Here is a 24,347-nt window from a genome sequence, read left to right as displayed (position 1 = left end):
CCGCTGGGACTCGCGCACAGGTGTGCGGGCTAGCCTGGAAGGGATGGCGGGAGAGGTCCGCCCATCGCTGAGGAGTGTGCTGTGACCGACCGCAATGACGACCTGTTCTCCGCTGCCCGCACGGTGATCCCCGGCGGCGTGAATTCGCCGGTGCGCGCGTACGGTTCCGTCGGCGGTACGCCGCGTTTCCTCGCGTCTGCGAAGGGCGCGACGGTCACGGATGCCGCGGGCAACGAGTACGTCGACCTGGTCGCCTCGTGGGGCCCTGCACTGCTCGGACATGCGCAGCCCGAGGTCGTCGCCGCGGTGCAGGAGGCTGCCACCCGAGGGCTCTCGTTCGGCGCTCCGACCGAGGGCGAGGTCGAACTCGCCCAGCTGATCGCAGACCGCGTGCGATTCGGCGAGGTCCGACCCATCGAGCGGGTGCGCCTGGTGTCGACCGGCACCGAGGCCACCATGACGGCGATCCGCCTCGCGCGGGGTGCGACAGGCCGCGACCTGCTGGTGAAGTTCGCCGGCCACTATCACGGGCACTCCGACGGCCTCCTCGCGGCGGCGGGATCGGGCGTCGCGACGCTCGCACTGCCGGGGTCTGCGGGTGTTCCCGCGCCGATCGCGGCCCAGACTCTGGTCATCGACTACAACGACCCTGATGCGCTGGCTGCGGTCTTCGCCGAGCACGGTGATCGCATCGCCGCGGTGATCGTCGAGGCGGCAGCCGCCAACATGGGCGTGGTGCCGCCTGCGCCCGGATTCAATCGGCTGCTGGCCGACACTGCCCACGCGCACGGAGCACTGCTCATCCTCGACGAGGTGCTGACGGGCTTCCGCGTGCACCCGGCGGGTTTCTGGGGGCTTCAGGCTGCGGCAGGCGAGGACTATCTGCCCGACATCATCACGTTCGGCAAGGTCGTCGGCGGAGGAATGCCCCTGGCAGCTCTCGGCGGACGTGCCGAGGTCATGGACATGCTGGCGCCCGTGGGTCCCGTCTACCAGGCGGGCACACTCTCGGGTAACCCGCTCTCGGTCGCAGCGGGCCTCGCGACGCTGCGCCTCGCGACGCCGGAGGTCTATGCGACGGTCGATGCGGCGGCCGCTCGCGTCGCCGGTGCGCTGGATGCCGCGCTGACCGATGCCGGTGTCACGCACGCCGTCGCCCATGCGGGGAACCTGTTCAGCGCGTCCTTCCGAGCTTCGGCGCCTCGTACGTATGCCGAGGCACAGGCGCAGGAGTCGTTCCGATACGCGCCGTTCTTCCACGCCATGCGCGAGCGGGGGGTCGCGTTGCCGCCCAGCGTGTTCGAAGCGTGGTTCCTGACCGCCGCTCACGGCGAGGAGGAGCTGCAGCGCATCGAGTCGGCGCTGCCGATCGCCGCCCGTGCGGCGGCGCAGGCGACCGCCTGAGTCGCGAACGAACCGTCGGCACGTCGGCGGACGGGGATTCTGTCGCACATCGCTCGCCGGATGGATGTCGCCAGTCGAACGCGTTTCGCTCAGACCAACGCGTTTCGTTCAGACGAACGCGTTTCGCTCAGACGAAAATGACTCGCCGTCGCGGTGAATCCCTGTAGGTGCGCCCGAGCGGGCTGAGCCAGTCGATCGTGCCGTCGGGCAGCTGGCGCGCCGTCCACCTGTGCTCGTCTGCGACATCGGGATGCTTTATCACATGATGGGTCGCACAGAGGTGACCCAGATTGTGGATGTCCGTCCTGCCGCCCTTCGCATGATCGAAGGTGTGATCGATCTGGCACCGATGCACCGGCATCCTGCATCCGGGGAATCGACAGTGCTGGTCTCGGGCACGTAGGAATCGTCGCATCGGCTCGGTGGGGCGGTAGGTGTCGGTCTCGACGACCAAGCCGGTCGGATCGAGGAACAGGCGTGACCAGCCGCCGTTTCGGCCGGCGAGGTCGCGAGCGACGTCGGGGTGAAGAGGACCATGCCCGTCGAGCTGGGCGGAACGATCGTCGTACCCTGCGAGAGTGGTCGCGGCCACCGTGACGTGGATCCGTCCCCGAATGTTGTCGAGCCCCGAGCCGGCAGCGGCGCTCGGGTCGGACGCGAGCAAGAGGTCGATCAGCAGATCGGCGCGCACCTGATCGATCGTGCGTGTGTCTGCCGGGATGTGCTCGACCGCGGGCCCCGCGGGGCAGGTGGGGTCGGTCGTGAACGTCCCCTCTCCGAAGATCGCGTAGTCATCGCGTGACGGATCGTCGTGAGCGATGTCCTCCGGATAGATCGGATCTTCGCCGTCATCGATCGGCTCGAGCGCCGGCTCGCGGTCGTCCCGTCCGTCGATGACGGCGTGAGCGAGCTGGGTGAGGCGATCGAGGATCGCGGCGGCGAGATGCTCGGGAAGCACGACAGTCAGGACGGAGAGCCCGTCTCCTGCAGGCCGCACGGTCACCGTGCGCTCCGACGCCGCACGTGCGTGGCGCTCGGTGGTCGTCGAGCCCGCCAGCACCGCCGCCAGCTCGCGCAGATGCACACGTGTGCGCGCAGCAGTCTCACGCTCGGCGACGATGACGGCGACGGTGTCGTACAGCGGCAGTGCATCGGCGTCCGCTCGGCCGTTGTTCACCGCCTCGCGCACGACTCCGGCAGCGCGTACGATCTCGCGGACGTGCGCACCGCTGATGCTGCCGCGCCGGAACGCCTCGCGCACGCGCGGATGGCTGGCGTCGAGGAAGCCCGCGTCGGTGAAGGCGTACTCGACGCTGCCCTGGGTCATGCGGGCTGCTGCCGCGTATTCCGCGACCATAGATCGATGGATCGCATCGCGGTGGAACGGGCTGTCATCGGAATCCGTACGGGCGAGCCGCATCCGCTCGGCGAGGAGGTCAGATGCCTCCGCCTCGAGACAGGCGATCTGCCGCCGCTTCTCGACCCAGGAGTCGAGCAGCTCCCGGCGCTGCTCGAGACCGTTGTCGGTGGCGGATGTCATAACCTGAGTCTAGTAGATTTGTTCGAAAGTCGTGCGGAACATCGGAATGGGAGAGGGGTGGAATCGTGGGAACCGACAACGGATCGTTGCCTTCCTGTGAGCAAGACACAGACATCTGGGAGGGTGCCGCTGGCAGACTGGACGCATGGTGACGTTGCTGCTCGACCAGACGCAACTCGAGATCGTGCTCTCGCCGATCGAGCGTGCGGCGAGCTTCCACCGTGACAACGTGCGACTCGTCCGCGACACCATCACCAAGGTGCAGCTGATCGACGACGCATGGACCTGGTTGCGCGGAGTGCCGAACCCCGGGACGCACATCCCCGGCGTTCTCGCCGCGGGCACGTGGAAGGCCGCCGGAAGCGTGGACTTCGTGCTGATCCGTCGGCGTCGCCCCAGCGTCGTCATCGATCTCTCGGGCGACGAGCAGTACCGTCGACTGATCCTCACGACCCGACACGGCCTCGCGCTGACCCAGGCGCTCAGGCTCGATGTCTCCGATGAACCTGCAGACGTCGAGGAGATCGTCGCCACGTCGCCGACTCCGGTGTCGAAGGGCAGCCGTCGCCCGGTGATCCGACCCCGACCCGCCTGACCCGGGGTCCAGAACGAGACGAACGCCCTCCGCAGCCTTTCGGCGCGGAGGGCGTTCGCGTGAAGCGCTGCGTCGCGGCCTCAGGAGCGGTGATGCTCGCCGTCGTGCTGCTCGTGATGCTCGTCGTCGTGGTTATCGGTCTGCGCGTCGGACGAGGGCTCGGGTGCCTCCGACTCGCCGAGCGGGTAGTCCTTCGGCTCGTCCTCGTAGTAGGCGCGTGCGGCTGCGGCGAGCATCGAGCTGACAGCCGCGGAGCGCGGGTCGTCATCCGACGCATCTCCCTCGGCGGCGGCCGAGTCGTCGTCGGACACAGGCTCATCGGACACAGGCTCATCGGACACAGGCTCATCGGATGCCGGCACCTCGGTGAAGAACTCGACGCCGGAGTGCTCGTCGATCCCCTCGACTGCAGGCGCGGACTCGGTGCCGGCGTCGACCGACGGTTCCGCATCGTTCGCCGACGCGGTCCCGAAGAGGATGTCATCGAAAGAGGGACGGGCGCCCTCCGCGGAGACGGCGTCGCCATCATCGGATGCACCGTCGGCATCCGCGTCGTGTCCGGAGTGTTCTTCGGCCTCGGCGGCCTCCGACACGACATCTGCCGCATCTTCGGCGTCGTTCGCGTCTGAGGCATCGGCCGCGTAGCCGAGCTCTGCTGCCGCGTGCTCGACGTCGCGAGCCGCCGCGGCCGCGTAGGCAGCGTCGTCGGCCTTGGCCTCAGCGGCATCCGCCGCCGCGGCGTCAGTCTGAGCCGCAGCGTCAGTCTGTCCCGCATCCGAAGCCGCAGCTTCCGGAGCCGCAGCATCCGAAGCCGCGGTGCCGGTGGCCCCATCCGCAGAAGACTCGGTCTCGGATGCGTCAGTCTCGGCGATCTCCGCACCCTCGTCGACGTTCGCCGCGTCGTCGGCAGGCGCATCCTCAGCGTCGTCAGAGCCGTCAGAGCCGTCCGCGGCATCCACCGTCTCGACGGAGGCGTCCACCGTATCGACGGAGGCATCCGCAGCGGCCTCGCCGATCACCGCAGGCAGGACCGTGGTCGCAGGAGCGGCGTCGAGCGCAGCATCCGACGTCCCAGTCTCGGCTTCGGGAGCGATGAACTGAGAGGCTGCCGCGATCGCGTGCGGCGCGAGCGTGCCGCCGCGCACGAGTTCGATGAACACGTCTTCGAGCGTGGGGCCGCGCTGCACCAGCGTGGTGAGGGCGATGCCGGCCGACGCAGCGATGGCGCCGACCTTTCCGGCGTTGCTGCCGCGGACGGTGAGTCCGGAGCGGAGCACCTCGACCTCGAGGCCTGCGGCCGAGAGCGCCGCCTTCAGCGCGGCGCGGTCTGCGGCATCCACGACGACCGATCCGGCAGACGGGTCTGCGAGCTTCTCGATGCCGCTGGACAGCATGAGCTGTCCCTTCGAGAGCACGAGCACGTGGTCGGCGACCTGCTCGATCTCGCTCAGCACGTGCGAGGAGACGAGGACCGTGCGGCCCTCATCGGCGAGGCGGCGCATGAGCAGGCGCATCCAGCGGATGCCTTCGGGATCGAGTCCGTTGGCCGGCTCGTCGAACACGAGGGCGCCGGGGTCGCCCAGCAGGGCGTGTGCGACGCTCAGCCGCTGACGCATGCCCAGCGAGAAGCTGCCGATGCGCCCTTCGCTCTCGTGCTCGAGACCGACCAGTGAGAGGACCTCGTCGACGCGCGAGAGCGGGATGCCGTTGGCCTTGGCCGCGATGGTCAGCTGGCGCGCAGCTGAACGGCGTGGGCGGTAGACCGTCTCCTCGAGCACTGATCCGATGGTGCGCAGGGGATGGCGGAGCTCGGGAAAAGCGACCCCGCCGATCGTGGCCGTGCCGGAGTTTGCGCGCACCTGGCCGAGCAGGATGCGCAGCGTCGTGGTCTTCCCGGCTCCGTTCGGGCCGAGGAAAGCGGTCACGACGCCGGGCTCGACTCGTGCGGAGAAGTCTGACACCGCCGTCACGTCATTGAAGCGCTTGGTGACGCGCGTGAACTCGAGCACCTGTCCGTCGGGCATCTGCGACCTCTCGTTGCAGTGGGCAGTTCTCTCTATCCTGCCGGAAAAGCCGCCGGATCGCGCATTTACCGTACAAACCCACCCGAATGCAAGGCTGCGGCCGAGGGGTAACGTGGCACCCGTGACCGATTCCACCGCCGCTCCCCGGGTCCTCGTCCGCACAGAAGGCGCGCTCGGCAGGCTGACGCTCAACCGGCCGGAGGCGATCAATGCCCTCGATCTGGGCATGATCCAGCTGCTCACCGAGGCGCTCGAGGCATGGCGAGAGGACACGGATGTGCAGATCGTCCTGATCGACGGCGAGGGCGAGCGCGGGATGTGCGCCGGCGGCGACGTACGCGGCCTGCATGCGCAGATCGTGGCCGGTCGAGCCGACGAGACCGCGGAGTTCTTCCGTGCCGAGTACGCACTGAACGCGATGATCGCCGAGTACTCGAAGCCCGTCGTGTCGCTGGCCGACGGCATCACGATGGGCGGGGGCGTCGGCCTCTCGGGTCACGCGGCCATCCGCATCGTCACGGAGCGCTCGAAGCTCGCGATGCCCGAGACCCGTATCGGCTTCACGCCCGACGTGGGGGGAACGTGGCTTCTCGGTCGTGCTCCCGGTCGGCTGGGCGAGTACTTCGGCCTCACGGGCGGCACCATGAACGGAGCGGATGCCGTGCTGATGGGCTTCGCCGATCACTTCGTCCCGTCCGAGCGCCTCGACGCGCTGCGCGAGGCGCTCGCCTACCGTGCCGATCCCACGGGGCCGGCAGAGATCGTTCTGCTCTTCGACGAGACGCCCGATCCGTCCGAGCTGCCCGCCGCGCGCGCCTGGATCGACGAGGCGTTCTCCGCCGACACCGTCGTCGAGATCGTCGCCCGCCTGCACGAGCAGGGGACGGCGGAGACCGCGGCCGCCGCCGATCTGCTCGAGAGTCTCGCCCCGACCGGCCTCGCCGTGACCCTCGATGCGGTCAGGGAGGCGCGGGCGCTTCCGAACCTCCGGGCCGCGCTCGAGGGAGAGTACCGACGGGTGATGTGGTTCGCGACCCGTCATCCCGATCTCGTCGAGGGGATCCGCGCGCAGCTCATCGACAAGGACCGCAACCCGAAGTGGGATCCCGCGAGCATCGCCGATCTTGCTGCGGATGCGGGTGCCGAGGCACGCGAGTTCGTGCCGGATCGCCCTCTCTTCTGAGGCATATCGATATATCCGCGGTTGTTCATCGCCGTGCAGAAAAGGCTGGCCACGCAGGGAATGGTTCGCTGTCAGCGAAGGTCCGCCCACAGGGGGATACGAATGTCCGCGGTTCGTGGCACTCTGTCATATGCGCGATCGTCGGCCCGCGTACGCCCGTCGGGAGATCTGGCGCTTCATCCTTCCTAGAAAGTCCGCCTGTGCTGGGAAAAATCCTCGTTCGATATCTGTCCCGCTATAAGTGGTTGCTCGTGGCCGTGCTGGTCTTCCAGTTCGCCAGCGCGATCGCGACTCTGTACCTTCCCCGTCTCAACGAAGACATCATCAACAAAGGCGTCGCTCAGTCCGACACCGACTACATCTGGCGCACCGGCCTGTTCATGCTCGCCGTGTCGCTCGGCCAGATCATCGCTTCCGTCATCGCCACCTATTTCGCCGCCCGTGCGTCGATGGGAGCGGGCCGCGACATCCGGGCCGACGTGTTCGGCAAGGTGAGCGGCTTCTCCGAGCGCGAGGTCTCGCAGTTCGGGGCCGGTTCCCTCATCACCCGCAACACGAACGACGTGCAGCAGGTGCAGATGCTCGCGATGATGGGCGCCACCATGCTCGTCACCGCGCCGCTCCTCGCGATCGGCGGCATCATCTTCGCCGTGCAGACGAACATCGGTCTCAGCTGGCTGATCGCGGTCTCCGTGCCGCTGCTGCTGATCGTCGCCGGCCTCGTCGTGAGCCGCATGGTGCCGCTGTTCCGCAGCTACCAGGGCAAGCTCGACACCGTGAACCGCGTCATGCGCGAGCAGCTGACCGGCGTGCGCGTCGTCCGGGCCTTCGTGCGCGAGCGCATCGAAGAAGAGCGATTCCGTGAAGCGAACACCGACATCATGGTCGTCGGGCGCAAGGTCGGCTCGCTGTTCGTGCTCCTGTTCCCGCTGTTCATGCTGATCCTCAACGTCACGGTCGTGGCGGTCGTCTGGTTCGGCGGCATCGAGGTCAACAGCGGCACCGTGCAGGTCGGCACGATCTTCGCCTTCATGCAGTACATCGGTCAGATCATGGGCGGTGTCATCATGGCGAGCTTCATGGCCATCATGATCCCGCGCGCCGCCGTCTCGGCAGAGCGCATCGGCGAGGTCCTCGACACGACCTCGAGCATGGAGCGCCCGACCGACGGCGTCACCGACTTCCCGGCCCCGGGTGCTGTCGCGTTCGACGACGTCGAGTTCACCTACCCCGGTGCGGATTCGCCCGTGCTCACCGGCATCAGCTTCGCGGCCGAACCCGGCGAGACGGTGGCGATCGTGGGATCGACGGGTGCGGGCAAGACCACGCTCGTCTCGCTGATCCCTCGACTCTTCGATGCCACGGGCGGCGCGGTGTTCGTCGGGGGAACCGATGTCCGCAAGGCCGACGTCGAGTCGCTGTGGGCGACCATCGGGCTGGTTCCCCAGCGCCCGTTCCTGTTCACGGGAACCGTCGCGTCGAACCTGCGCTACGGCCGAGAAGACGCGACGGACGAAGAGCTGTGGCATGCCCTCGAGATCGCGCAGGGTCGCGACTTCGTCGAGGAGATGCCCGAGGGTCTCGAATCGCGGATCACCCAGGGCGGCACGAACGTCTCGGGCGGGCAGCGTCAGCGTCTCGCGATCGCCCGCGCCATCGTGCGGCAGCCGCAGATCCTCGTGTTCGACGATTCGTTCTCGGCGCTCGACCTCACCACCGACGCGCATCTGAGGCAGGCGCTGTGGCGTGAGCTGCCTCACGTGACCAAGATCGTTGTCGCGCAGCGCGTCTCGTCCATCACCGATGCGGATCGCATCGTCGTGCTCGAAGGGGGCACCATGGTCGGCGTCGGCACGCACGAGGAGCTCCTCGAGACGAGCACGACCTATCGAGAGATCGTCGAGTCGCAGCTGGGGGTGGACGCATGAGCGAGCAGAACGAACCCCGGACGCGTCGGGGCCGTGCCGCCAAGGCGACGGCCGCCGAGGCCACGGCAACCACCGCGACGGCCGAGCCGGAACTGACGGACGAAGAGAAGTACGAGGCCGAGCTCGCCGAGAAGGCGCGCCAGAACGGCGGCGGGTGGGACAGCGTCGCACCGGGCAAGGCCGACAACTTCGGCAAGAGCTTCAGCCGGATGATCGGACTGCTGAAGCCCTCGGCCGTGTGGTTCATCCTGGTCTCCATCGCCGGCGCGGTCGGCGTCGTGCTCACCGTCGCCGCGCCGAAGGTGCTCGGCGAGGCCACCAACCTCATCTACAAGGGCTTCATCTCGGTGCAGCTCGGGCAGGCGAACGGCGACTTCCCCGGCTTCCCGGCCGGAACGTCGCAGGACGACGTGGTCGCCACGCTCCGCCAGGGCGGACAGGACGACTTCGCGAACCAGATCGCCGCGCTCGGCAGCTTCCAGGTCGGCGACGGCGTCGACTTCGGCGCGCTCCGGTGGGTCATCATCGCGGTCCTCGCGATCTACATCGCCGCCGCCTTCCTCAGCTGGATCCAGGGCTACGTCATCAACGTCATCATGGTGCGCACCATGTGGCGTCTGCGCGAGCAGGTCGAGGCGAAGATCAACCGTCTGCCGCTGTCGTACTTCGACAAGGTGCAGCGCGGCGACCTGATCTCGCGCGTCACCAACGACATCGACAACATCACCCAGACCATGCAGCAGTCGCTGTCCGGTGCGATCACGGCCGTTCTCACGGTCGTGGGCGTGCTGGTGCTGATGTTCTCGATCTCGTGGCAGCTCGCGCTCGTCGCGCTCGTCGCCCTCCCGCTGATGGGTGTGATCTTCGGCGTCATCGGACCGAGGTCGCAGAAGGCCTTCGGCACGCAGTGGCGAAAGGTCGGTCGGCTGAACGCCCGCGTCGAGGAGGCATTCTCGGGCCACGCGCTCGTGAAGGTCTTCGGACGCGAGCAGGACGCCCTCGACAAGTTCAAGGACGAGAACGAGGAGCTGTTCCAGGCGAGCTTCAAGGCGCAGTTCCTCTCAGGCATCATCATGCCCGCGATGACCTTCGTCGGCAGCCTCACCTACGTGGGCATCGCCGTGCTCGGTGGGCTCATGGTCGCGAACGGCCAGCTGCGCCTCGGTGACGTGCAGGCGTTCATCCAGTACTCGCAGCAGTTCACGCAGCCGCTGTCGGAGCTGGGCGGCATGGCCGCGGTCGTGCAGTCGGGAACCGCGTCGGCCGAGCGGGTGTTCGAGCTTCTCGACACCGAGGAGCAGGAGGCCGATGACGCAGATGCTCCGGCGCTCGCAGACGGCCAGGGCGTCGTGGAGTTCGAGAACGTCGCGTTCTCCTACACGCCCGAGCGCCCTCTGATCACCGATCTCTCGTTCCGCGTCGAGCCGGGTCAGACCGTCGCGATCGTCGGCCCCACGGGCGCGGGAAAGACGACGCTCGTCAACCTGATCATGCGGTTCTACGAGCTGAACGACGGGCGAATCCTGCTCGACGGCCGGGACATCTCCGAGGTCACGCGCGACCAGCTGCGTTCGCGCACCGGAATGGTGCTGCAGGATCCGTGGCTGTTCGCCGGAAGCATCCGTGAGAACATCCGGTACGGCCGCTCGACCGCGACCGACGACGAGGTTCTCGAAGCGGCTAAGGCGACGTACGTCGATCGCTTCGTGCACGCCCTGCCCGAGGGGTACGACACGGTGCTCGACGAGGACGCGTCGAACGTCTCGGCGGGTGAGCGTCAGCTGATCACGATCGCGCGGGCGTTCGTCGCCCAGCCGTCGATCCTGATCCTCGACGAGGCCACATCGGCGGTCGACACACGCACCGAGCTGCTGCTGCAGCACGCGATGGCGGCTCTGCGGCAGGGGCGCACGTCGTTCGTGATCGCCCACCGCCTGTCGACGATCCGCGACGCCGACCTCATCCTCGTGATGGAGCACGGCGACATCGTCGAGAAGGGCACGCACGACGAGCTGATCGCCGCGCAGGGCGCCTACTGGCGTCTGTACCAGTCGCAGTTCGAACAGGCGGCGACCGACATCGACGCCGAGGATGCGCTCACGGGTACGACTCCGGTCGTCGTGAGCGGCGACGCGGAAGAGGAAGCGGAAGCCGCGCAGGTCGGCGCGTCGGTCGGCGCTCAGACGCCCGCGGCCGAGACCGCTGCAGCTCAGGCGATCGTCGAGCGACCGGACTCCGGTGGTCAGAGCGACTGACGCGCACGCAGCGTGAACCGACAGACGCCCCGCCCCGTTCATTCGGGGCGGCGCGTCTGCGTGAGGGCGTGAGGGCGTGAGGGGGCGAGGGCGTCCGGGCGTCCGGACGCCCGGGCCGGCCTCAGCGCTGGGCTTCGGTCAGTCCGAACAGTTCGAGCGGATGGGTCAGCCGCCACCACGGGCTCGGTGCGTCCACGTCGTCTGCCAGCGATACCGACGTCGTCACGGTGTTCAGCGGGCCGACGCTCGTGATCGTTCCGATCTCATCGCCGTCCTCGCGGTTCTCCCCGAGGGTGAAGGTCGATGTCGCCTGCGCGGTCGCGCCGTTCCACATCACGAGGTCGGCGTCGGCGTCAGCGACGACATCTGTGGTGGTTCCCCACAGCGTCGTGACGGTACCGACCACAGTGCCCTTCGCGACGGCCGGTGCCTGCGCCTGCAGCGCGGTCTCGACCTGCGAGAACAGCGATCGAGTCTGCGCCAGCCGCTGTTCGTCGTCGGCCTGCCCGAGCACGGCGGCGTAGAGGTGCACCGTGATGTCGCCGACGGTGATGTCCTTCGCGGTCAGCAGGTTCCAGCTGTCACCGAGTGTGCCCGTCTTCACGCCGACGACTCCTGCATCCACCAGCATCCCGTTGGTGTTCGTGACCGTTCCCGCGCCGGGGAGATCGACCGAGGGAGTGCCCACGATGCCGGCGAACACCGGATTCTGCATCGCCATCTCGGCGAGCGCGATGAGCGACTCGGGCGTGGCCGTGTTGCGGGCGTCGAAGCCCGACGGCGTGGCGATCGTGATGCCGTCGAGACCGCGATCGCGCAGCCAGACGGTGGCGGCGGAGGAGAACGCCGACTCCGATCCCCAGATCTCTCTGGCGAGGCGATCGATGTAGTTGTTCGCGGAACCCAGCAGGGTCCCCTGCAGCAGCTGCAGTTCGGTGAGCGTGCCGCCGACGGGCACGTCGAGCGCCGACTGGTCCGAGCGCCGGTAGTCCCAGTAGGCGAGGTTGTCCGCCCGGGTGAAGGAGAACTCCGGGCCCTGCTCGCCGACGGCGAGCGGCATCCGTTCGAGCACCATCAGGCTCGATACGACCTTCGTGACGCTCGCGATCGCCGCGGCATCGAGAGATGAGGAGGCGGTGGAGAGCCCGCCGATGCCGACGGCGCCGCTTCCCTGAGTGGGCCACGAGATCGCTGCCGCGTCCGCGGCGGCAGGTGTGATCTCGACCGCCTGCACGGTCGGCGCCACCTCGTGCAGAGGCCAGAGCAGGGTCGTCCCCGCATACGAGGCGACCAGTCCGACGAGAACGCCGAGCGGCACCAGAAGTCCCGGCCGCGCGATCGCCGGTCGCAGCCGAGCATCCTTGAGCAGCGCGGTTCCCGACGCGGTGCCCGCGCTCTCGTCCAGCGAGCCGCCGGTCGTCTCCTCGGCGACCCTGACCGGGTCGACCCAGGTCAGCGGTGTGCCTCCGCTCGCAGCCCCCGCCCACTGCGCCTCGGGCTCGTCGTCGAACACGGCCAGTGCGTCGCCCTCGACGGGTGTCGCGGGTGTGGCGTCCGGCGCACCACTTCCCATCGCGTCGTCCACGGGCGCGTCCACCCCGGGCGCGTCGCCTGTGGGCGCGTCGGAGGCGGTGGCCTCGGCGGATTCAGGAGCGGTCACCTCCTCACGGTACCGAACTCGCACGCAGATCCGCGGCGCTGCAACAGGAGCAGACGCGAGTGTCGGCACTGGGTAAGATCGTGAGAACAACCACGGGAGTCCGGCGAGCCGGGCTGAGAGGGAGCGAATCGCGCTTCGACCGTCGAACCTGATCTGGGTAATGCCAGCGCAGGGAGGAGTCACTGATGAGCACATCCACGTCCGGATCCAGCACGGAATCGGCATCTGCCACCGCATCCCCCTCGAGGGGCCTCGGTCGCCCGGAGCTGTGGCGCTGGAGGGTCGTCGACATCGTCGTGGCCAGCGTCATCGCCGTCGCGTGCGCCCTGGTCTTCCTGCTCTGGAACGTCGGGTACGAGGTGCCGAGCAACATCCTCACCCCGCTGCTTCCCGGCGTGCAGGGTCTGCTCGCGGGTCCATGGCTGATCGCCGGAGTTCTCGGCGGCCTCATCATCCGCAAGCCCGGCGCCGCGCTCTACACCGAGCTGGTGGCCGCCGTCATCTCGGCGCTCGTCGGCAACGCCTGGGGGCCGCTCACCATCGTCTCGGGCCTCGTGCAGGGCCTCGGCGCCGAGCTGATCTTCCTCGTGTTCCTCTACGGCGTCTGGCGCCTTCCCGTCGTCATGCTCGCGGGAGCGGGCGCAGGCCTCGCGTGCGGCATCAACGACCGCATCCTCTGGTACGCCGGGGCTGACACGCTGTTCACCACCGTCTACATCGTCTCGACGACCATCTCGGGTGCGATCATCGCGGGGCTCGGCGCCTGGCTGATCGCCCGAGGACTCGCGGCGACCGGCGCTCTCGGTCGGTTCGCTGCCGGCCGCGAGGTCACCGCACGGGTGTGACCTCGCCCACGACACCCGCCACCCTCGAAGCCCGCGGCTGGGGGTGGCGGTACGCGACGCGGCTGCGGTGGGCGGTGCGTGACGTCGACCTGCGCATCGAGCCCGGGGAGCGGGTGCTGCTGCTCGGCGCCTCGGGTTCGGGGAAATCGACCCTGCTGCAGGGCTTCGGCGGTGTGCTCGGCGGGGCCGATGAGGGTGAGACGCAGGGTGCGCTGCTCGTCGACGGGCAGAAGCCCGCCGATGCGCGCGGACGGGTCGGCATGGTCCTGCAAGATCCCGACACCCAGACGATCCTCGCCAGGGTCGGCGATGACGTCGCGTTCGGTTGCGAGAACCTCGGCATCCCTCGCGACGAGATCTGGCAGCGGGTGCGGCAGGCGTTGGATGCCGTCGATCTCGACGTCGCGCTGGATCGGTCGACAGCGGCCCTCTCGGGCGGACAGAAGCAGCGCCTCGCCCTGGCCGGGGTGCTGGCGATGCGCCCCGGCGCGATCCTCCTCGACGAGCCGACGGCCAACCTCGACCCGCAGGGCGTGCAGGATGTGAGGGATGCGGTAGCCGCAGCCCTCGACGTCAGCGGCGCGACCCTCGTCGTGATCGAGCACCGCATCGACGTCTGGCTGCCGCTGGTCACCCGCGTCGTCGTGCTGGGCGCCGCCCCGGAGGGAACGGTCGTCCTCGCCGACGGCAACCCAGACGAGGTGCTCGGCGCACGCGGCGCGGAGCTCGCGGCATCCGGTGTGTGGGTTCCGGGGCATCCCCCCGCCACGCCGTCGGCGCCGTCGCAGCGGCCGGGGGAGACCCTGCTCGAGGCGCGAGGGCTCTCGGTCTCCCGACGGCGCGGACTGGCGGTGGCCGGCCCCTTCGACATCGAGGTGCACGCCGGTGAGGCGCTGGGCGTGACGGGCGCGAACGGCGCCGGCAAGTCGACTCTCGGGCTCACGCTGGCGGGGCTCATCCCCGCCGAGAGCGGCCTGGTCTCGGCGCTCCCCGCCCTCGCTGCGGGGGAGAGGAGCGATCCCTTCCGCTGGTCGTCACGCGCTCTGCTCACTCGCATCGCCACGGTGATGCAGACGCCCGAGCACCAGTTGCTCGCGAAGACGGTTCGGGATGAGCTGTCGGTCGGCCCGCGAGCCCTGAAGCTCCCGGAGGCCGAGATCGCCGTGCGGGTCGACGACCTGCTCGATCGGCTGCGGCTCACGTCGCTCGCCGGTGCGAACCCCTACACGCTGTCGGGCGGCGAGAAGAGACGGCTCACCGTCGCCGCCGCCCTCGCGACGCGCCCCCGGATGCTGGTGCTCGACGAGCCCACGTTCGGACAGGATGCGACGACCTGGGCCGAGCTCGTCGGCCTGATCGCCCGGCTCCGGGACGAGGGGACGGCCATCGTCGCGATCAGTCACGACGAGGCCGTGCTGGACGCCCTCCGCGCCCGTCGCATCGAGGTCGGCCGATGATCGATCCGCTCACCGCCCGCATCGAACGTCCGGGACCGATCGCGCCGCGCTCGGCCCTGGCCAAGCTCGCCGCGGCTCTGCTCATCGCGCTGCCGCTCGTGCTGACGATCGACGTCGTGTCGGCTGCCGTCGCGCTGATGCTCGAGATCCCGCTCCTGCTGCTCGCGGGCCTCCGCGCGAAGGAGTTCTGGACCCGCACGGCGGTGCTGTGGATCGCCGCCCCGCTCGGCGCCGTCACGATCGCCCTGTACGGCGCGACCGGCGGCACGATCCATGTCGAATGGCTGTTCATACGCATCAGCGACGGGTCGTTGGCGCTTGCCGCGGCGACCGCCGTGCGCGTGCTCGCGATCGGCCTGCCGGCGGTGGTGCTGTTCATCACGGTGGATCCCACCGACCTCGCCGACGGTCTCGCCCAGCGGGTCGGGCTCCCGGCTCGGTTCGTCGTCGGGGCGCTCGCCGGCATGCGGATGCTGGGCCTGCTCGTCGAGGACTGGCGAGCGCTTGCCCTCGCCCGGAGGGCCCGCGGGGTCGCCGACGAGGCGCGCGTGCGCCGCGCATTCGGCATGGCATTCGCGCTGTTCGTACTCGCGATCCGTCGAGGGTCGTCGTTGGCCACAGCCATGGAGGCGCGCGGGTTCGGCGGAAGCGGACCGAGGTCGTGGGCCAGGGAATCGGTGTGGGATCGACGCGACACGCTCCTCGTGATCGTCGCGGCGGTGATCCCGGTCGTCGCGATCACCGCGGCCGTGCTGACGGGGGCATGGAACTTCATCCTCGGCCCCGCGGCCTGACGAAGGGCCTGAGCCTCCACGCTCTGACGAGGCGCTCGACGTCGCAGCGCATACTCAGCTTCCTCATAGCTGGAATGCCGATGTATTCGCTAGCATCGAGTGAACCCAAGGGGAGTACTCCACCACGGGCGGCTCGTCATTACGGATGTCCCTGCATCCCGGGTCCCCGGTCCTCGATCTCGAGGATGGAGAAGACCTTGGCGTCGACATCGTCACGCCTACGTCTTCTGGAGACCCCCTTGAACATCACACCCCTCGTGTGGATCATCACGATCGCCGTCACGATCGTCTTCTTCGTGTACGAGTTCTTCGCCCATGTGCGAAAGCCGCATGAGCCCACCATCGGCGAGTCCGCGCGCTGGTCGGCCTTCTACATCGGACTTGCGCTGCTGTTCGGCGTCGGCATCGGCACCGTCTCGGGCTGGACATACGGCGGCGAGTACTTCGCCGGCTACCTCACCGAGAAGGCGCTGTCGATCGACAACCTCTTCGTGTTCCTGATCGTGATGACCGGCTTCGCCGTGCCGCGGATGTATCAGCAGAAGGTGCTGATGATCGGCATCGTGATCGCGCTGATCATGCGCGGTGGCTTCATCGCCCTCGGCGCCACGCTGATCGAGAACTTCTCCTGGATCTTCTACCTCTTCGGCGCCCTGCTGCTGTTCCTGGCATACCGCCAGGCATTCGCCCAGGGCGACCACAACCCGGCGAACGGCCGCTTCATGCGCTTCGTGCGCCGCATCCTGCCGGTGAGCGACGAGTACAACGGCGACCGTCTGACCGTGCAGCGTGACGGCAGGCGATTCTTCACCCCGATGTTCCTCGTGATCATCGCGATCGGCTTCGTCGACCTGATCTTCGCGGTCGACTCGATCCCGGCGATCTACGGTCTGACCGAAGAGGCCTACATCGTCTTCACGGCCAACGCCTTCGCCCTCATGGGTCTGCGCCAGCTGTACTTCCTCATCGGCGGCCTGCTGCAGCGCCTCGTCTACCTCGCCCAGGGCCTCGCGGTCATCCTCGCCTTCATCGGCGTCAAGCTCGTCCTGCACGCGATGCACGTCAACGAGCTGCCGTTCATCAACGGCGGCGAGCCGATGCTGTGGGCTCCCGAGATCCCGATCTGGTTCTCGCTGGTCTTCATCGGCGCGACCATCGCGGTCGCCACCATCGCCAGCCTCATGAAGACGCGCCGCGACGACAGGCGCGACGCGCTCGACGACTCCTCCTCGACCTCTGCATCCCTCACCACCGACACCGGTCTCACCACCGACACACAGAAGGAACACTCGTGAACCAGTCGCGCCGCTCCGACGCGTCCGCAGAGCCTGACAGACCCGGCGCCCGAACGACCTCGGGCGCCCCTGCACCTCGTGAGGTGACCCGCTGATGGGTGATCTCGTGCTGAACATCGCTCTGGTGTTCGTCTTCGTCCTCGTCGGCGGCGTGTTCGCCGCGACCGAGATGGCCCTCGTCACTCTGCGAGAGAGCCAGATCAACGCGATCGCGGCCCGTGGCAGACGCGGGCAGAAGGTCGCGGGCCTCGCCCGCAATCCCAACACCTTCCTCTCTGCCGTGCAGATCGGTGTGACGGTCGCCGGGTTCGCCTCGGCGGCGTACGGTGCGACGTCCATCGCCCCCTCTGTCGCCCCGCTTCTCGAGAACCTCGGGGTCGCGGCGCCACTGGCCATGACCCTCGCGACGGTGCTGCTGACGCTGGTCATCGCGTACCTGTCGCTCGTGCTCGGCGAGCTCGTGCCCAAGCGCCTCGCAATCCAGCGAAACGCCCAGTTCGCCTACGCGGTCGCACCGGTGCTCGACGGCTTCGCCACGGTCATGCGCCCGGTGATCTGGCTGCTCTCGGTGTCGACGAACGCCATGGTGCGCCTGCTGGGCGGCGATCCGCACAAGGCGGCGGACGAGCTCAGCGAGGAGGAGCTGCGCGACATCGTCGCGACGCACCAGAGCCTGCCCGACGACGAGCGCCGGATCCTCGACGACGTGCTGTCGCTACGCGGCCGCCAGGTCAGCGAGGTCATGCGGCCCCGCCCCGAGGTCGTGGCGCTCGACGGCGCGGCGACGCTCACCGATGCGATCGCCCAGGTGCGGGAGCTGCCGTTCTCGCGGTACCCGGTGATCGACGCCTCCCTCGACGACATCGTGGGCTTCGTGCACGTGCGTGACCTGTTCGAGGCCGCCGCCGACGATGCGACGCGCGCGGTGCTGGGGCTCATGCGTCCCGTCGAGTACGTGCCGTCGACGGCCGGCGTGCTGCCGACTCTGACCCGCATGCGGGCCGCGGGGCACCAGATCGCCGTGGTCGTCGACGAGTACGGCGGCACCGACGGCATCGTGACCCTCGAGGACCTCGTGGAGGAGGTCGTCGGCGAGATCTTCGACGAGTACGACACGGAGGAGCGGATGCCGGATGCCGGCGGTGCGCTCGACGGTCGCCTCAACCTGCAGGACTTCTCCGAGATCACCGGCATCGACCTGCCGCGCGGAGCATCCGACACGGTCGCCGGATTCGTGACCGAGATGCTCGGACGCCTCGCGGTGGTCGGCGACGCGGTCGAGGTGCCCGGCGCGACGATCCGCGTGACGGCAGTCGATCGGCGACGGATCGCAGAGATCCGCGTCGCACTGCACGAGGATGCGGATACCGACGCCGATGCGGCTGCCGCGGCGGACGCCGGCGTGACCGCTGAGGGGCGCGGCTGAGTATCAGCCCTCGTTCCAGAGCCGCCGGTAGTAGGCCAATCGCTCCCGATCCGGGGTGGCGCCGTAGGCCTCGATGAGCACGTCCTCCCATCCGGGACCGAAGTTCCAGGTCGTGCTCATCGAGGCGACGGCGATGTCCGCCCAGCGATCGGCGGTGCCGAGGGCGGCGAGATCGACGTGGGCGAACGGCTGACCGTTCTCGTCGAGCAGGGTGTTGGGCATGCAGGCGTCGCCGTGGCACACGACGAGTCGGTCGACGGGTGGGGGCGTGAGCAGGTCGTCCGGCAGGGCGACGCCCCGCTCACGGGCGTTCGCGATCCTCCACGCCGGGTCCCAGGTCCAGGGGCATTCGTCGACGGGCAGTGACTCGTGCAGCGTGCGCAGGGCGATGCCCACCGCGCGCACAGCGGTCTTCGGGTCGTCGCCCCACCGCGGATCCACCGCGCTGCGACCCGCGAGCGCTGCGGTGATGAGCCATTCGTGGTCGTCATCCTGGCCCTGCTCGAGGACCTCCGGAACAGTGATCCACTGCCGGGCCCAGCGCATGCGCTCAGCCTCGTCGCGCATGGTGGCCTCGGCGTCGTGCGGCCCCCATTTGATGTACCGTCCGTCGTCGGTGCGGAAGGTGAGTCCGCCGATGCCGTTCAGCCACACCGGGGTCAGCGCGGCGTCTCCGGCGAGCATGCGCACGGTCGCCGGGATCTCGATCGCGGTGTCTGGAATGCTCATGCGTCGCCCCCTTTGCAACGTATATCGGTATGCACATATTCTCCCGGTTCTGCCGGCTCGGACCCGGTTAGTGTCGATCCCGGTCGCCGTCGGCGACCGCTTCATCTCTCCCATCGATACACCGAGGTCTTTCGTGCGCGTTTCGTCTCGATCGCAGTGGTGGCGACGCCATGGCAGTGACGTGGATGCGTCGTCGAACCCGCCTGCGGCCGCCGGTGCAGACGCGGTTCAGGACGTCGCGGGCGATCTGCCCAGGGCCCCGGTGATCCCGTCGCGGGAGCCCGACGAGGGGGACCTCGACCGGTTCGTCGAATGGATCTGGGCCGAGGAGGCCCGTACATCTGCAGCAGACGAGCCCGTCGCGGACACACGCACCACCACAGAGGAGCAGTACAACATGAGTTCACTTGATGACGCCCTGCAGCAGCTGCTGGCCATCGAAGGCGCGACCGGCGCCGCGATCGTCGACTACGGCAGCGGCATGGCTCTCGCCCAGGGCGGCAATCCGTCGTTCGATCTGGGCATCGCGGCTGCGGGCAACTCCAACGTCGTGCGCGCGAAGCTGGCGACCATGCGCGACCTCGGCGTGACCGACGAGATCGACGACATCCTCATCACGCTGAGCTCGCAGTACCACCTGATCAACGTGCTCAACACGCAGAGCGCGAACGGGCTCTTCATCTATCTCGTCCTGAGTCGGGCAGCGGCGAACCTCGCTCTCGCCCGCCACAAGCTGAAGGGCATCGCCGCGCAGATCGAGGTCTGAGCGAGACGCGTCGACGAAGGGGGAGGGCCGTGCGGCTCTCCCCCTTCGCCGTGTGCGGCGTAGGCTCGGTGTCGATGCGCTCGGGCGTGACCCCACCGCGCATCGACTGAAACTCGGAGTCAGCTAAACTGGCACTGAGTCGCACACGTTTCGAAGGAGAACCGCATGCAGATCCAGGGCTCGAGCGCTCTCATCACCGGCGGTGCGTCCGGTCTGGGCCTCGCCACCGCACGCCGGCTGGCCGCAGCCGGCGCCGTCGTCACCATCCTCGACCTCCCCTCCTCGGCCGGCGCCGAGATCGCCGCCGAACTCGGCGGAGTGTTCACCGCCGGCGACGTCACGAGTGCGGATGACGCCGCCGCGGCTGCCGCTGCCGCGCAGGCCGCCGCCCCGCTGCGCATCGTGGTCAACTGCGCGGGGATCGCCCCGCCGGCCAAAGTCCTCGACCGCGAGGGCAACCCGGCCGTGCTCGCCGACTTCGAGCGCATCGTGCGCATCAACCTCGTGGGCACCTTCAACGTCCTCTCGCAGGCATCCGCCGTGATCGCGAAGAACGACACGACCGACGACGGCGACCGCGGCGTCATCGTGAACACCGCGAGCGTCGCCGCCTTCGACGGTCAGATCGGCCAGCCCGCGTACTCCGCATCGAAGGGCGGAGTGCACGCCATGACCCTTCCCGTCGCGCGCGAACTCTCGCGCCACGGCATCCGCGTCTGCACCATCGCCCCCGGAATCATGGAGACGCCGATGCTGATGGGGCTGCCGCAGGCCGCGCAGGACTCGCTCGGCCAGCAGGTGCCCTTCCCCTCGCGCCTCGGCCGCCCCGACGAGTACGCCGCCCTCGTTCAGCAGATCGTCGAGAACGGCTACCTCAACGGCGAGACGATCCGCCTGGACGGTGCGATCCGTATGGCGCCGAAGTAAACCGCAGCCTCAGACCCAAGGAGAATCCATGTCACTGGCAGGAAAGACCATCCTCATGTCGGGCGGCAGCCGCGGCATCGGCCTCGCGATCGCGCTGCGTGCGGCAGCTGACGGCGCGAACATCGCGATGCTCGCGAAGACCGACACCCCGCACCCCAAGCTCGAGGGCACTGTGCACTCCGCGGCCGAGCAGATCCGTGCCGCCGGTGGCCACGCGCTGCCGATCGTCGGCGACGTGCGCGACGACGACGACATCACCGAGGCCGTCCTCAAGACGCAGGGCGAGTTCGGCGGCATCGACATCGTCATCAACAACGCCAGCGTCATCGACCTCTCGCGCTCGCTCGACCTCGGCGCGAAGAAGTACGACCTGATGCAGGACGTCAACGTCCGCGGCACGTTCATGCTGTCCCGCGCGGCGATCCCGATCCTGAAGGATGCCGAGAACCCGCACATCCTCTCGCTGTCACCGCCCCTGAACCCGACGCCGAAGTGGCTGGGCGCGCACACCGGTTACACGCTGGCGAAGTTCGGCATGACGATGGTGACGCTCGGTCTCGCGGCGGAGTTCGCCCGCGACGGCATCGCCGCCAACACCCTGTGGCCGCGCACGACGATCGCCACCGCGGCGGTGCAGAATCTGCTCGGAGGCGACAAGGTCATGGCTGCGAGCCGCACCCCCGACATCTATGCGGATGCCGCCTATGCGGTGCTGCTCAAGCCCGCGGCGGAGTACACCGGTCAGACCCTGATCGTCGAGGACGTGCTGGAGGCCGACGGAGTGACCGACTTCTCGGGTTACGCCGCCGTGCCGGGAACGCCGGACGACCGGCTGTTCCCGGACATCTTCCTCGACTGAGGCGGGGGCTGGCCGGGCCGGGCCGGGCCACGGTCAGAACAGCAGATAGACCGCGCCGGCGATCGTCAGCACGATCACGATCCGGTCGAACAGCACCTGGTTCATGCGCTTCGCCAGGCGGATGCCGACGAGGGCGCCGAGCACGACGAGGGGTGCGAGCACGGCATCCATCAGCAGCACGTGTCCCTCGAACAGGCCGAGGCCCGCGAGGAACGGGATCTTCACGAGGTTGATGATCGCGAAGAACCAGGCCGAGGTACCCAGGAACACCTGCACGGGTGTGCGCGTCGCGAGGAAGTACATCGACATGACGGGGCCGCCGGCGTTCGCGACCATCGTCGTGAACCCGCCGAGCGTGCCGTAGACGCCCGAGAGCACGATGCCGCCCGGTGTCGGTGCCACGGCAGCCGCCCTGTTCTGCCTCCATCGTCGCCACAGTGTCACCGCGATCATCGCCAGCAGGATCACCCCGATCGCGCGACGGACGATCCCGTCGCCCGCCAGCGCGAGGAACGCGAACCCGGCGACGAGGCCGGCGATGACCGCGGGCGCGAGGCGCAGCAGGGTCGGCCAGTGCGCGTGGCGGCGATAGGTGACCAGCGCGAACACGTCGCCGACGATGAGCAGCAGGAGCATCGCGGCTGTCGACGTGCGTGCGGGCAGCACGGTGGCGAAGAGGGCGATGGCAAGGATGCTGCCGCCGGGCAGCGCGGTCTTCGAGATGCCGATCGTGACGGCCGCGAGTCCGAGTGCCGCCCAGGCGAGGGGTGCGAGTTCGATCACCGGATCATCGGCGTTCGAGCAGGGCGGCGATGCCGTCGTAGCCGCGGGCGGCGGCGAGATCATGGGGCAGCACGCCGTCACCGTCGCGGATCGTGATGTCGGCACCCCCATCGATCAGGGCGCGCACGACCTCGACGTAGGTGTCGGATCCGTCGCCGAGCACGATCGCCTCGTGCAGCGCCGTCCAGTTCAGGTCGTTGACATGGTTCGGGTCGACGCCTGCCTCGAGCAGGATGTCGATGGTCGACAGCAGCCCGCGCTCGGATGCCGGGATCAGCGCCGTGCCTCCGAAGCGGTTCGTGCTGGCGAGGTCGGCGCCGTTCGCGAGAGCCGACCGCAGGATCGCGTCGTGACCCCGGGCGCCCGCATAGAGGTAGGCGGAGTCCTGGATGTCGTCCTTGGCGTTCACGTCTGCGCCGGCCTCGATGAGCGCCCGGGCCGCGTCGACGTTGTTCGCCTTGGTCGCGGCGACGAGTGCGGTCATGCCGCCGTCACCACGCGCCTCGATGTCGGCACCGGCGTCGAGGGCGGTGCGCACGGCATCCGCGTCACCTGCCGATGCGGCGTCGAAGAGATCACGGGTGCGGTCGGACATGGAGTGCTCCTCAGCCGCGGGTCGCTGCGAGTGCCGCGGCGAATCGCGCCGAACGCTGCTCGATGTCGGCCCAGTCGGATGCCGCGAGCGATGCGCCGTTGGCGAGGTCGCCGCCCGCACCCACCGCGACGGCTCCGGCGCGGAACCAGTCGGCGAGGTTGTCGGGGCTGACGCCGCCGGTCGGCATCAACGGCGCATCCGGGAACGGCCCGCGCAGCGCACCGAGGTAGGAGGGGCCGCCGAGGGAGGCCGGGAAGATCTTGACCACGTCGACGCCGAGCTCGAGCGCGCCCATGACCTCGGTCGGGGTCATGGCGCCGGTCATCACGACGCGGCCGGTGTCGAGCATCGCGCGGGTCAGCGCGGGCAGGGTGCCCGGGCTCACGAGGAACTCCGCGCCGGCGTCGGCGGCGAGTGCGGCCTGCTCGGCGGTCGTGACCGTGCCTGCTCCGATGTAGGCGGCATCGCCGTGGCGGGCGATCAGCTCGCGGATCACCGCGGGCGCGTCGGGTGTCGAGAACGTGACCTCGATGCCGGTCACGCCGCCGCGGATGATCGCCTCAGAGGCCTCGAGTGCGAGCTCGGGCGACGGCGCGCGCAGCACAGCGAGGACTCCGGTGGCACAGGCGCGGGAGAGACGGTCGGGCATCGAGGGCTCCTTCGGGTGGGGTTCGTCCCATTCTCCCGGACCGCAACCTGTAATTACAAGTGGCGCGGATGCGGCCAGGCCTCGACGACGTCCTTCGAGCCCTTGAGCCCGAGGCCCGTGTGCTCGCGCACCAGTTTGATCGCGTGGATCTTCTGATCGGCGGCGACGAGGCGGTCGACCTCTGCCGCGACGGATGCCGGGAGTGCGCCGCGCACGGACGACGGCGTGGCCGTGATCGACGAGTGGGCCGCCGCGGCGTTCGAGACCGCAGCGAGGTGCGGTGCCGTGGTGCTGACCGACCAGTGGTCGATCCGATCCTTCGCCTCCTGCAGGCGCACGCCGGTGTGTTGACGGTAGAGCTTGATGGCCTGGATCTTCCTGTCCGCGGCGACGAGCCGGTCGATCTCGGCGATCGCGGCGGGCGTCAGCTGCGAGGCGGCGGCGGTGGATGTGGAGGAGGAGGCGACCGAGCGGGCCATCGTCGGCGACGGGGTGAACACGTGCGGCTCCGGGGCCTTGGGGCGCATCGAACGCAGTGCGGCGCCGATGACCACCACGCCGACGGCGACGACGAGGATGACTCCGCCGAGAGCGAGGATGATGTCCATCCGCTCAGTCTAGGGACGCGTGCGC

At 68.9% G+C, this 24,347-nt stretch carries 21 protein-coding genes and 1 riboswitch; of the genes, 13 read left to right on the top strand and 8 right to left on the bottom strand.

The features are described 5' to 3' along the window. Window positions 1–81: 81 nt before the first annotated feature. The gene (locus MRBLWH13_RS14375) at window positions 82–1,404 is read left to right on the top strand and encodes a glutamate-1-semialdehyde 2,1-aminomutase (protein WP_341955629.1); all 1,323 of its coding nucleotides are present in this window, start codon (window positions 82–84) and stop codon (window positions 1,402–1,404) included. Between the two features lie 127 nt (window positions 1,405–1,531). On the opposite strand, the gene MRBLWH13_RS14370 is transcribed toward MRBLWH13_RS14375, so the two are convergent. Further along, window positions 1,532–2,944 (bottom strand): DUF222 domain-containing protein, encoded by a 1,413-nt coding sequence (locus MRBLWH13_RS14370; protein WP_341955628.1) that lies wholly within the window; start codon window positions 2,942–2,944, stop codon window positions 1,532–1,534. Window positions 2,945–3,089: 145 nt separating this feature from the next. Here MRBLWH13_RS14370 and MRBLWH13_RS14365 point away from each other — a divergent pair, with 145 nt between their 5' ends. Next, entirely contained in the window at window positions 3,090–3,539 is a 450-nt protein-coding gene (locus MRBLWH13_RS14365) for a hypothetical protein (RefSeq protein WP_056374511.1), read from the top strand. A gap of 80 nt (window positions 3,540–3,619) precedes the next feature. Here MRBLWH13_RS14365 and MRBLWH13_RS14360 read toward each other — a convergent pair whose 3' ends face one another. Continuing rightward, on the bottom strand, window positions 3,620–5,563 hold the full coding sequence (locus MRBLWH13_RS14360; RefSeq protein ID WP_341955627.1) for an ATP-binding cassette domain-containing protein: 1,944 nt from the start codon (window positions 5,561–5,563) through the stop codon (window positions 3,620–3,622). 121 nt (window positions 5,564–5,684) lie between these two features. On the opposite strand from MRBLWH13_RS14360, the gene MRBLWH13_RS14355 reads away from it, so the two are divergent. The 3 genes from MRBLWH13_RS14355 (at window position 5,685) to MRBLWH13_RS14345 (ending at window position 10,929) form a co-directional block, all read left to right on the top strand. After that, on the top strand, window positions 5,685–6,746 hold the full coding sequence (locus MRBLWH13_RS14355; RefSeq protein WP_341955626.1) for an enoyl-CoA hydratase/isomerase family protein: 1,062 nt from the start codon (window positions 5,685–5,687) through the stop codon (window positions 6,744–6,746). Window positions 6,747–6,946: 200 nt separating this feature from the next. Further along, window positions 6,947–8,674, top strand: a complete 1,728-nt coding sequence (locus MRBLWH13_RS14350) for an ABC transporter ATP-binding protein (protein WP_341955625.1) — start codon at window positions 6,947–6,949, stop codon at window positions 8,672–8,674. Then, window positions 8,671–10,929 carry an ABC transporter ATP-binding protein gene (locus MRBLWH13_RS14345; RefSeq protein ID WP_341955624.1) on the top strand — a complete coding sequence of 753 codons (2,259 nt, stop codon included), beginning with the start codon at window positions 8,671–8,673 and terminating at the stop codon, window positions 10,927–10,929. Before MRBLWH13_RS14350 ends, MRBLWH13_RS14345 begins: the two co-directional genes overlap by 4 nt. Before the next feature lie 121 nt (window positions 10,930–11,050). Here MRBLWH13_RS14345 and MRBLWH13_RS14340 read toward each other — a convergent pair whose 3' ends face one another. Then, the gene (locus MRBLWH13_RS14340; RefSeq protein WP_341955623.1) at window positions 11,051–12,589 is read right to left on the bottom strand and encodes a D-alanyl-D-alanine carboxypeptidase; all 1,539 of its coding nucleotides are present in this window, start codon (window positions 12,587–12,589) and stop codon (window positions 11,051–11,053) included. Between the two features lie 82 nt (window positions 12,590–12,671). Further along, a riboswitch (TPP riboswitch) is annotated at window positions 12,672–12,781 on the top strand. On the opposite strand from MRBLWH13_RS14340, the gene MRBLWH13_RS14335 reads away from it, so the two are divergent. The 5 genes from MRBLWH13_RS14335 to MRBLWH13_RS14315 all read left to right on the top strand — a co-directional run bounded on the left by MRBLWH13_RS14335 (window position 12,775) and on the right by MRBLWH13_RS14315 (window position 18,406). Further along, window positions 12,775–13,434, top strand: coding sequence for an ECF transporter S component (locus MRBLWH13_RS14335; RefSeq protein WP_341955622.1), 660 nt, complete (start codon window positions 12,775–12,777; stop codon window positions 13,432–13,434). It overlaps the preceding riboswitch by 7 nt. After that, window positions 13,431–14,891: an ATP-binding cassette domain-containing protein gene (locus MRBLWH13_RS14330; protein WP_341955621.1), complete on the top strand. Its 1,461-nt coding sequence runs from the start codon at window positions 13,431–13,433 to the stop codon at window positions 14,889–14,891. Before MRBLWH13_RS14335 ends, MRBLWH13_RS14330 begins: the two co-directional genes overlap by 4 nt. Beyond that, window positions 14,888–15,685, top strand: a complete 798-nt coding sequence (locus MRBLWH13_RS14325; RefSeq protein WP_341955620.1) for an energy-coupling factor transporter transmembrane component T — start codon at window positions 14,888–14,890, stop codon at window positions 15,683–15,685. The genes MRBLWH13_RS14330 and MRBLWH13_RS14325 overlap by 4 nt, the downstream gene beginning before the upstream one ends. Window positions 15,686–15,924: 239 nt before the next feature. Beyond that, window positions 15,925–16,980, top strand: coding sequence for a TerC family protein (locus MRBLWH13_RS14320; protein WP_341955619.1), 1,056 nt, complete (start codon window positions 15,925–15,927; stop codon window positions 16,978–16,980). A gap of 94 nt (window positions 16,981–17,074) precedes the next feature. Further along, the gene (locus MRBLWH13_RS14315; protein ID WP_341955618.1) at window positions 17,075–18,406 is read left to right on the top strand and encodes a hemolysin family protein; all 1,332 of its coding nucleotides are present in this window, start codon (window positions 17,075–17,077) and stop codon (window positions 18,404–18,406) included. A 3-nt stretch (window positions 18,407–18,409) separates the two neighbouring features. Here the strand turns inward: MRBLWH13_RS14315 and MRBLWH13_RS14310 are convergent, their stop codons facing one another. Beyond that, window positions 18,410–19,135 carry an aminoglycoside 3'-phosphotransferase gene (locus MRBLWH13_RS14310; protein WP_341955617.1) on the bottom strand — a complete coding sequence of 242 codons (726 nt, stop codon included), beginning with the start codon at window positions 19,133–19,135 and terminating at the stop codon, window positions 18,410–18,412. Window positions 19,136–19,532: 397 nt separating this feature from the next. On the opposite strand from MRBLWH13_RS14310, the gene MRBLWH13_RS14305 reads away from it, so the two are divergent. From MRBLWH13_RS14305 to MRBLWH13_RS14295, 3 genes are all read left to right on the top strand, one after another. Beyond that, complete coding sequence (locus tag MRBLWH13_RS14305) at window positions 19,533–19,901, top strand: hypothetical protein (RefSeq protein ID WP_341955616.1); 369 nt, start codon at window positions 19,533–19,535, stop codon at window positions 19,899–19,901. Between the two features lie 165 nt (window positions 19,902–20,066). After that, a complete protein-coding gene (locus MRBLWH13_RS14300) occupies window positions 20,067–20,828 on the top strand; it encodes an SDR family NAD(P)-dependent oxidoreductase (RefSeq protein WP_341955615.1) in 762 nt (253 codons plus the stop codon). A gap of 28 nt (window positions 20,829–20,856) precedes the next feature. Beyond that, window positions 20,857–21,687 (top strand): NAD(P)-dependent oxidoreductase, encoded by an 831-nt coding sequence (locus MRBLWH13_RS14295; RefSeq protein ID WP_341955614.1) that lies wholly within the window; start codon window positions 20,857–20,859, stop codon window positions 21,685–21,687. Between the two features lie 33 nt (window positions 21,688–21,720). Here MRBLWH13_RS14295 and MRBLWH13_RS14290 read toward each other — a convergent pair whose 3' ends face one another. From MRBLWH13_RS14290 to MRBLWH13_RS14275, 4 genes are read right to left on the bottom strand one after another with little or no spacing between them, the layout of a single operon-like run. After that, a complete protein-coding gene (locus MRBLWH13_RS14290) occupies window positions 21,721–22,470 on the bottom strand; it encodes a sulfite exporter TauE/SafE family protein (protein ID WP_341955613.1) in 750 nt (249 codons plus the stop codon). A 4-nt stretch (window positions 22,471–22,474) separates the two neighbouring features. Beyond that, window positions 22,475–23,065, bottom strand: coding sequence for an ankyrin repeat domain-containing protein (locus tag MRBLWH13_RS14285; protein ID WP_341955612.1), 591 nt, complete (start codon window positions 23,063–23,065; stop codon window positions 22,475–22,477). A gap of 10 nt (window positions 23,066–23,075) precedes the next feature. Next, complete coding sequence (locus tag MRBLWH13_RS14280) at window positions 23,076–23,714, bottom strand: bifunctional 4-hydroxy-2-oxoglutarate aldolase/2-dehydro-3-deoxy-phosphogluconate aldolase (protein WP_341955611.1); 639 nt, start codon at window positions 23,712–23,714, stop codon at window positions 23,076–23,078. A gap of 53 nt (window positions 23,715–23,767) precedes the next feature. Next, the gene (locus tag MRBLWH13_RS14275) at window positions 23,768–24,322 is read right to left on the bottom strand and encodes a ribosomal protein L7/L12 (RefSeq protein WP_341955610.1); all 555 of its coding nucleotides are present in this window, start codon (window positions 24,320–24,322) and stop codon (window positions 23,768–23,770) included. Window positions 24,323–24,347 lie beyond the last annotated feature (25 nt).

The sequence above is a fragment of the Microbacterium sp. LWH13-1.2 genome, from assembly GCF_038397735.1.
Taxonomy (GTDB): Bacteria; Actinomycetota; Actinomycetes; order Actinomycetales; family Microbacteriaceae; genus Microbacterium.
This window is presented reverse-complemented; position numbering and strand designations above follow the sequence as displayed.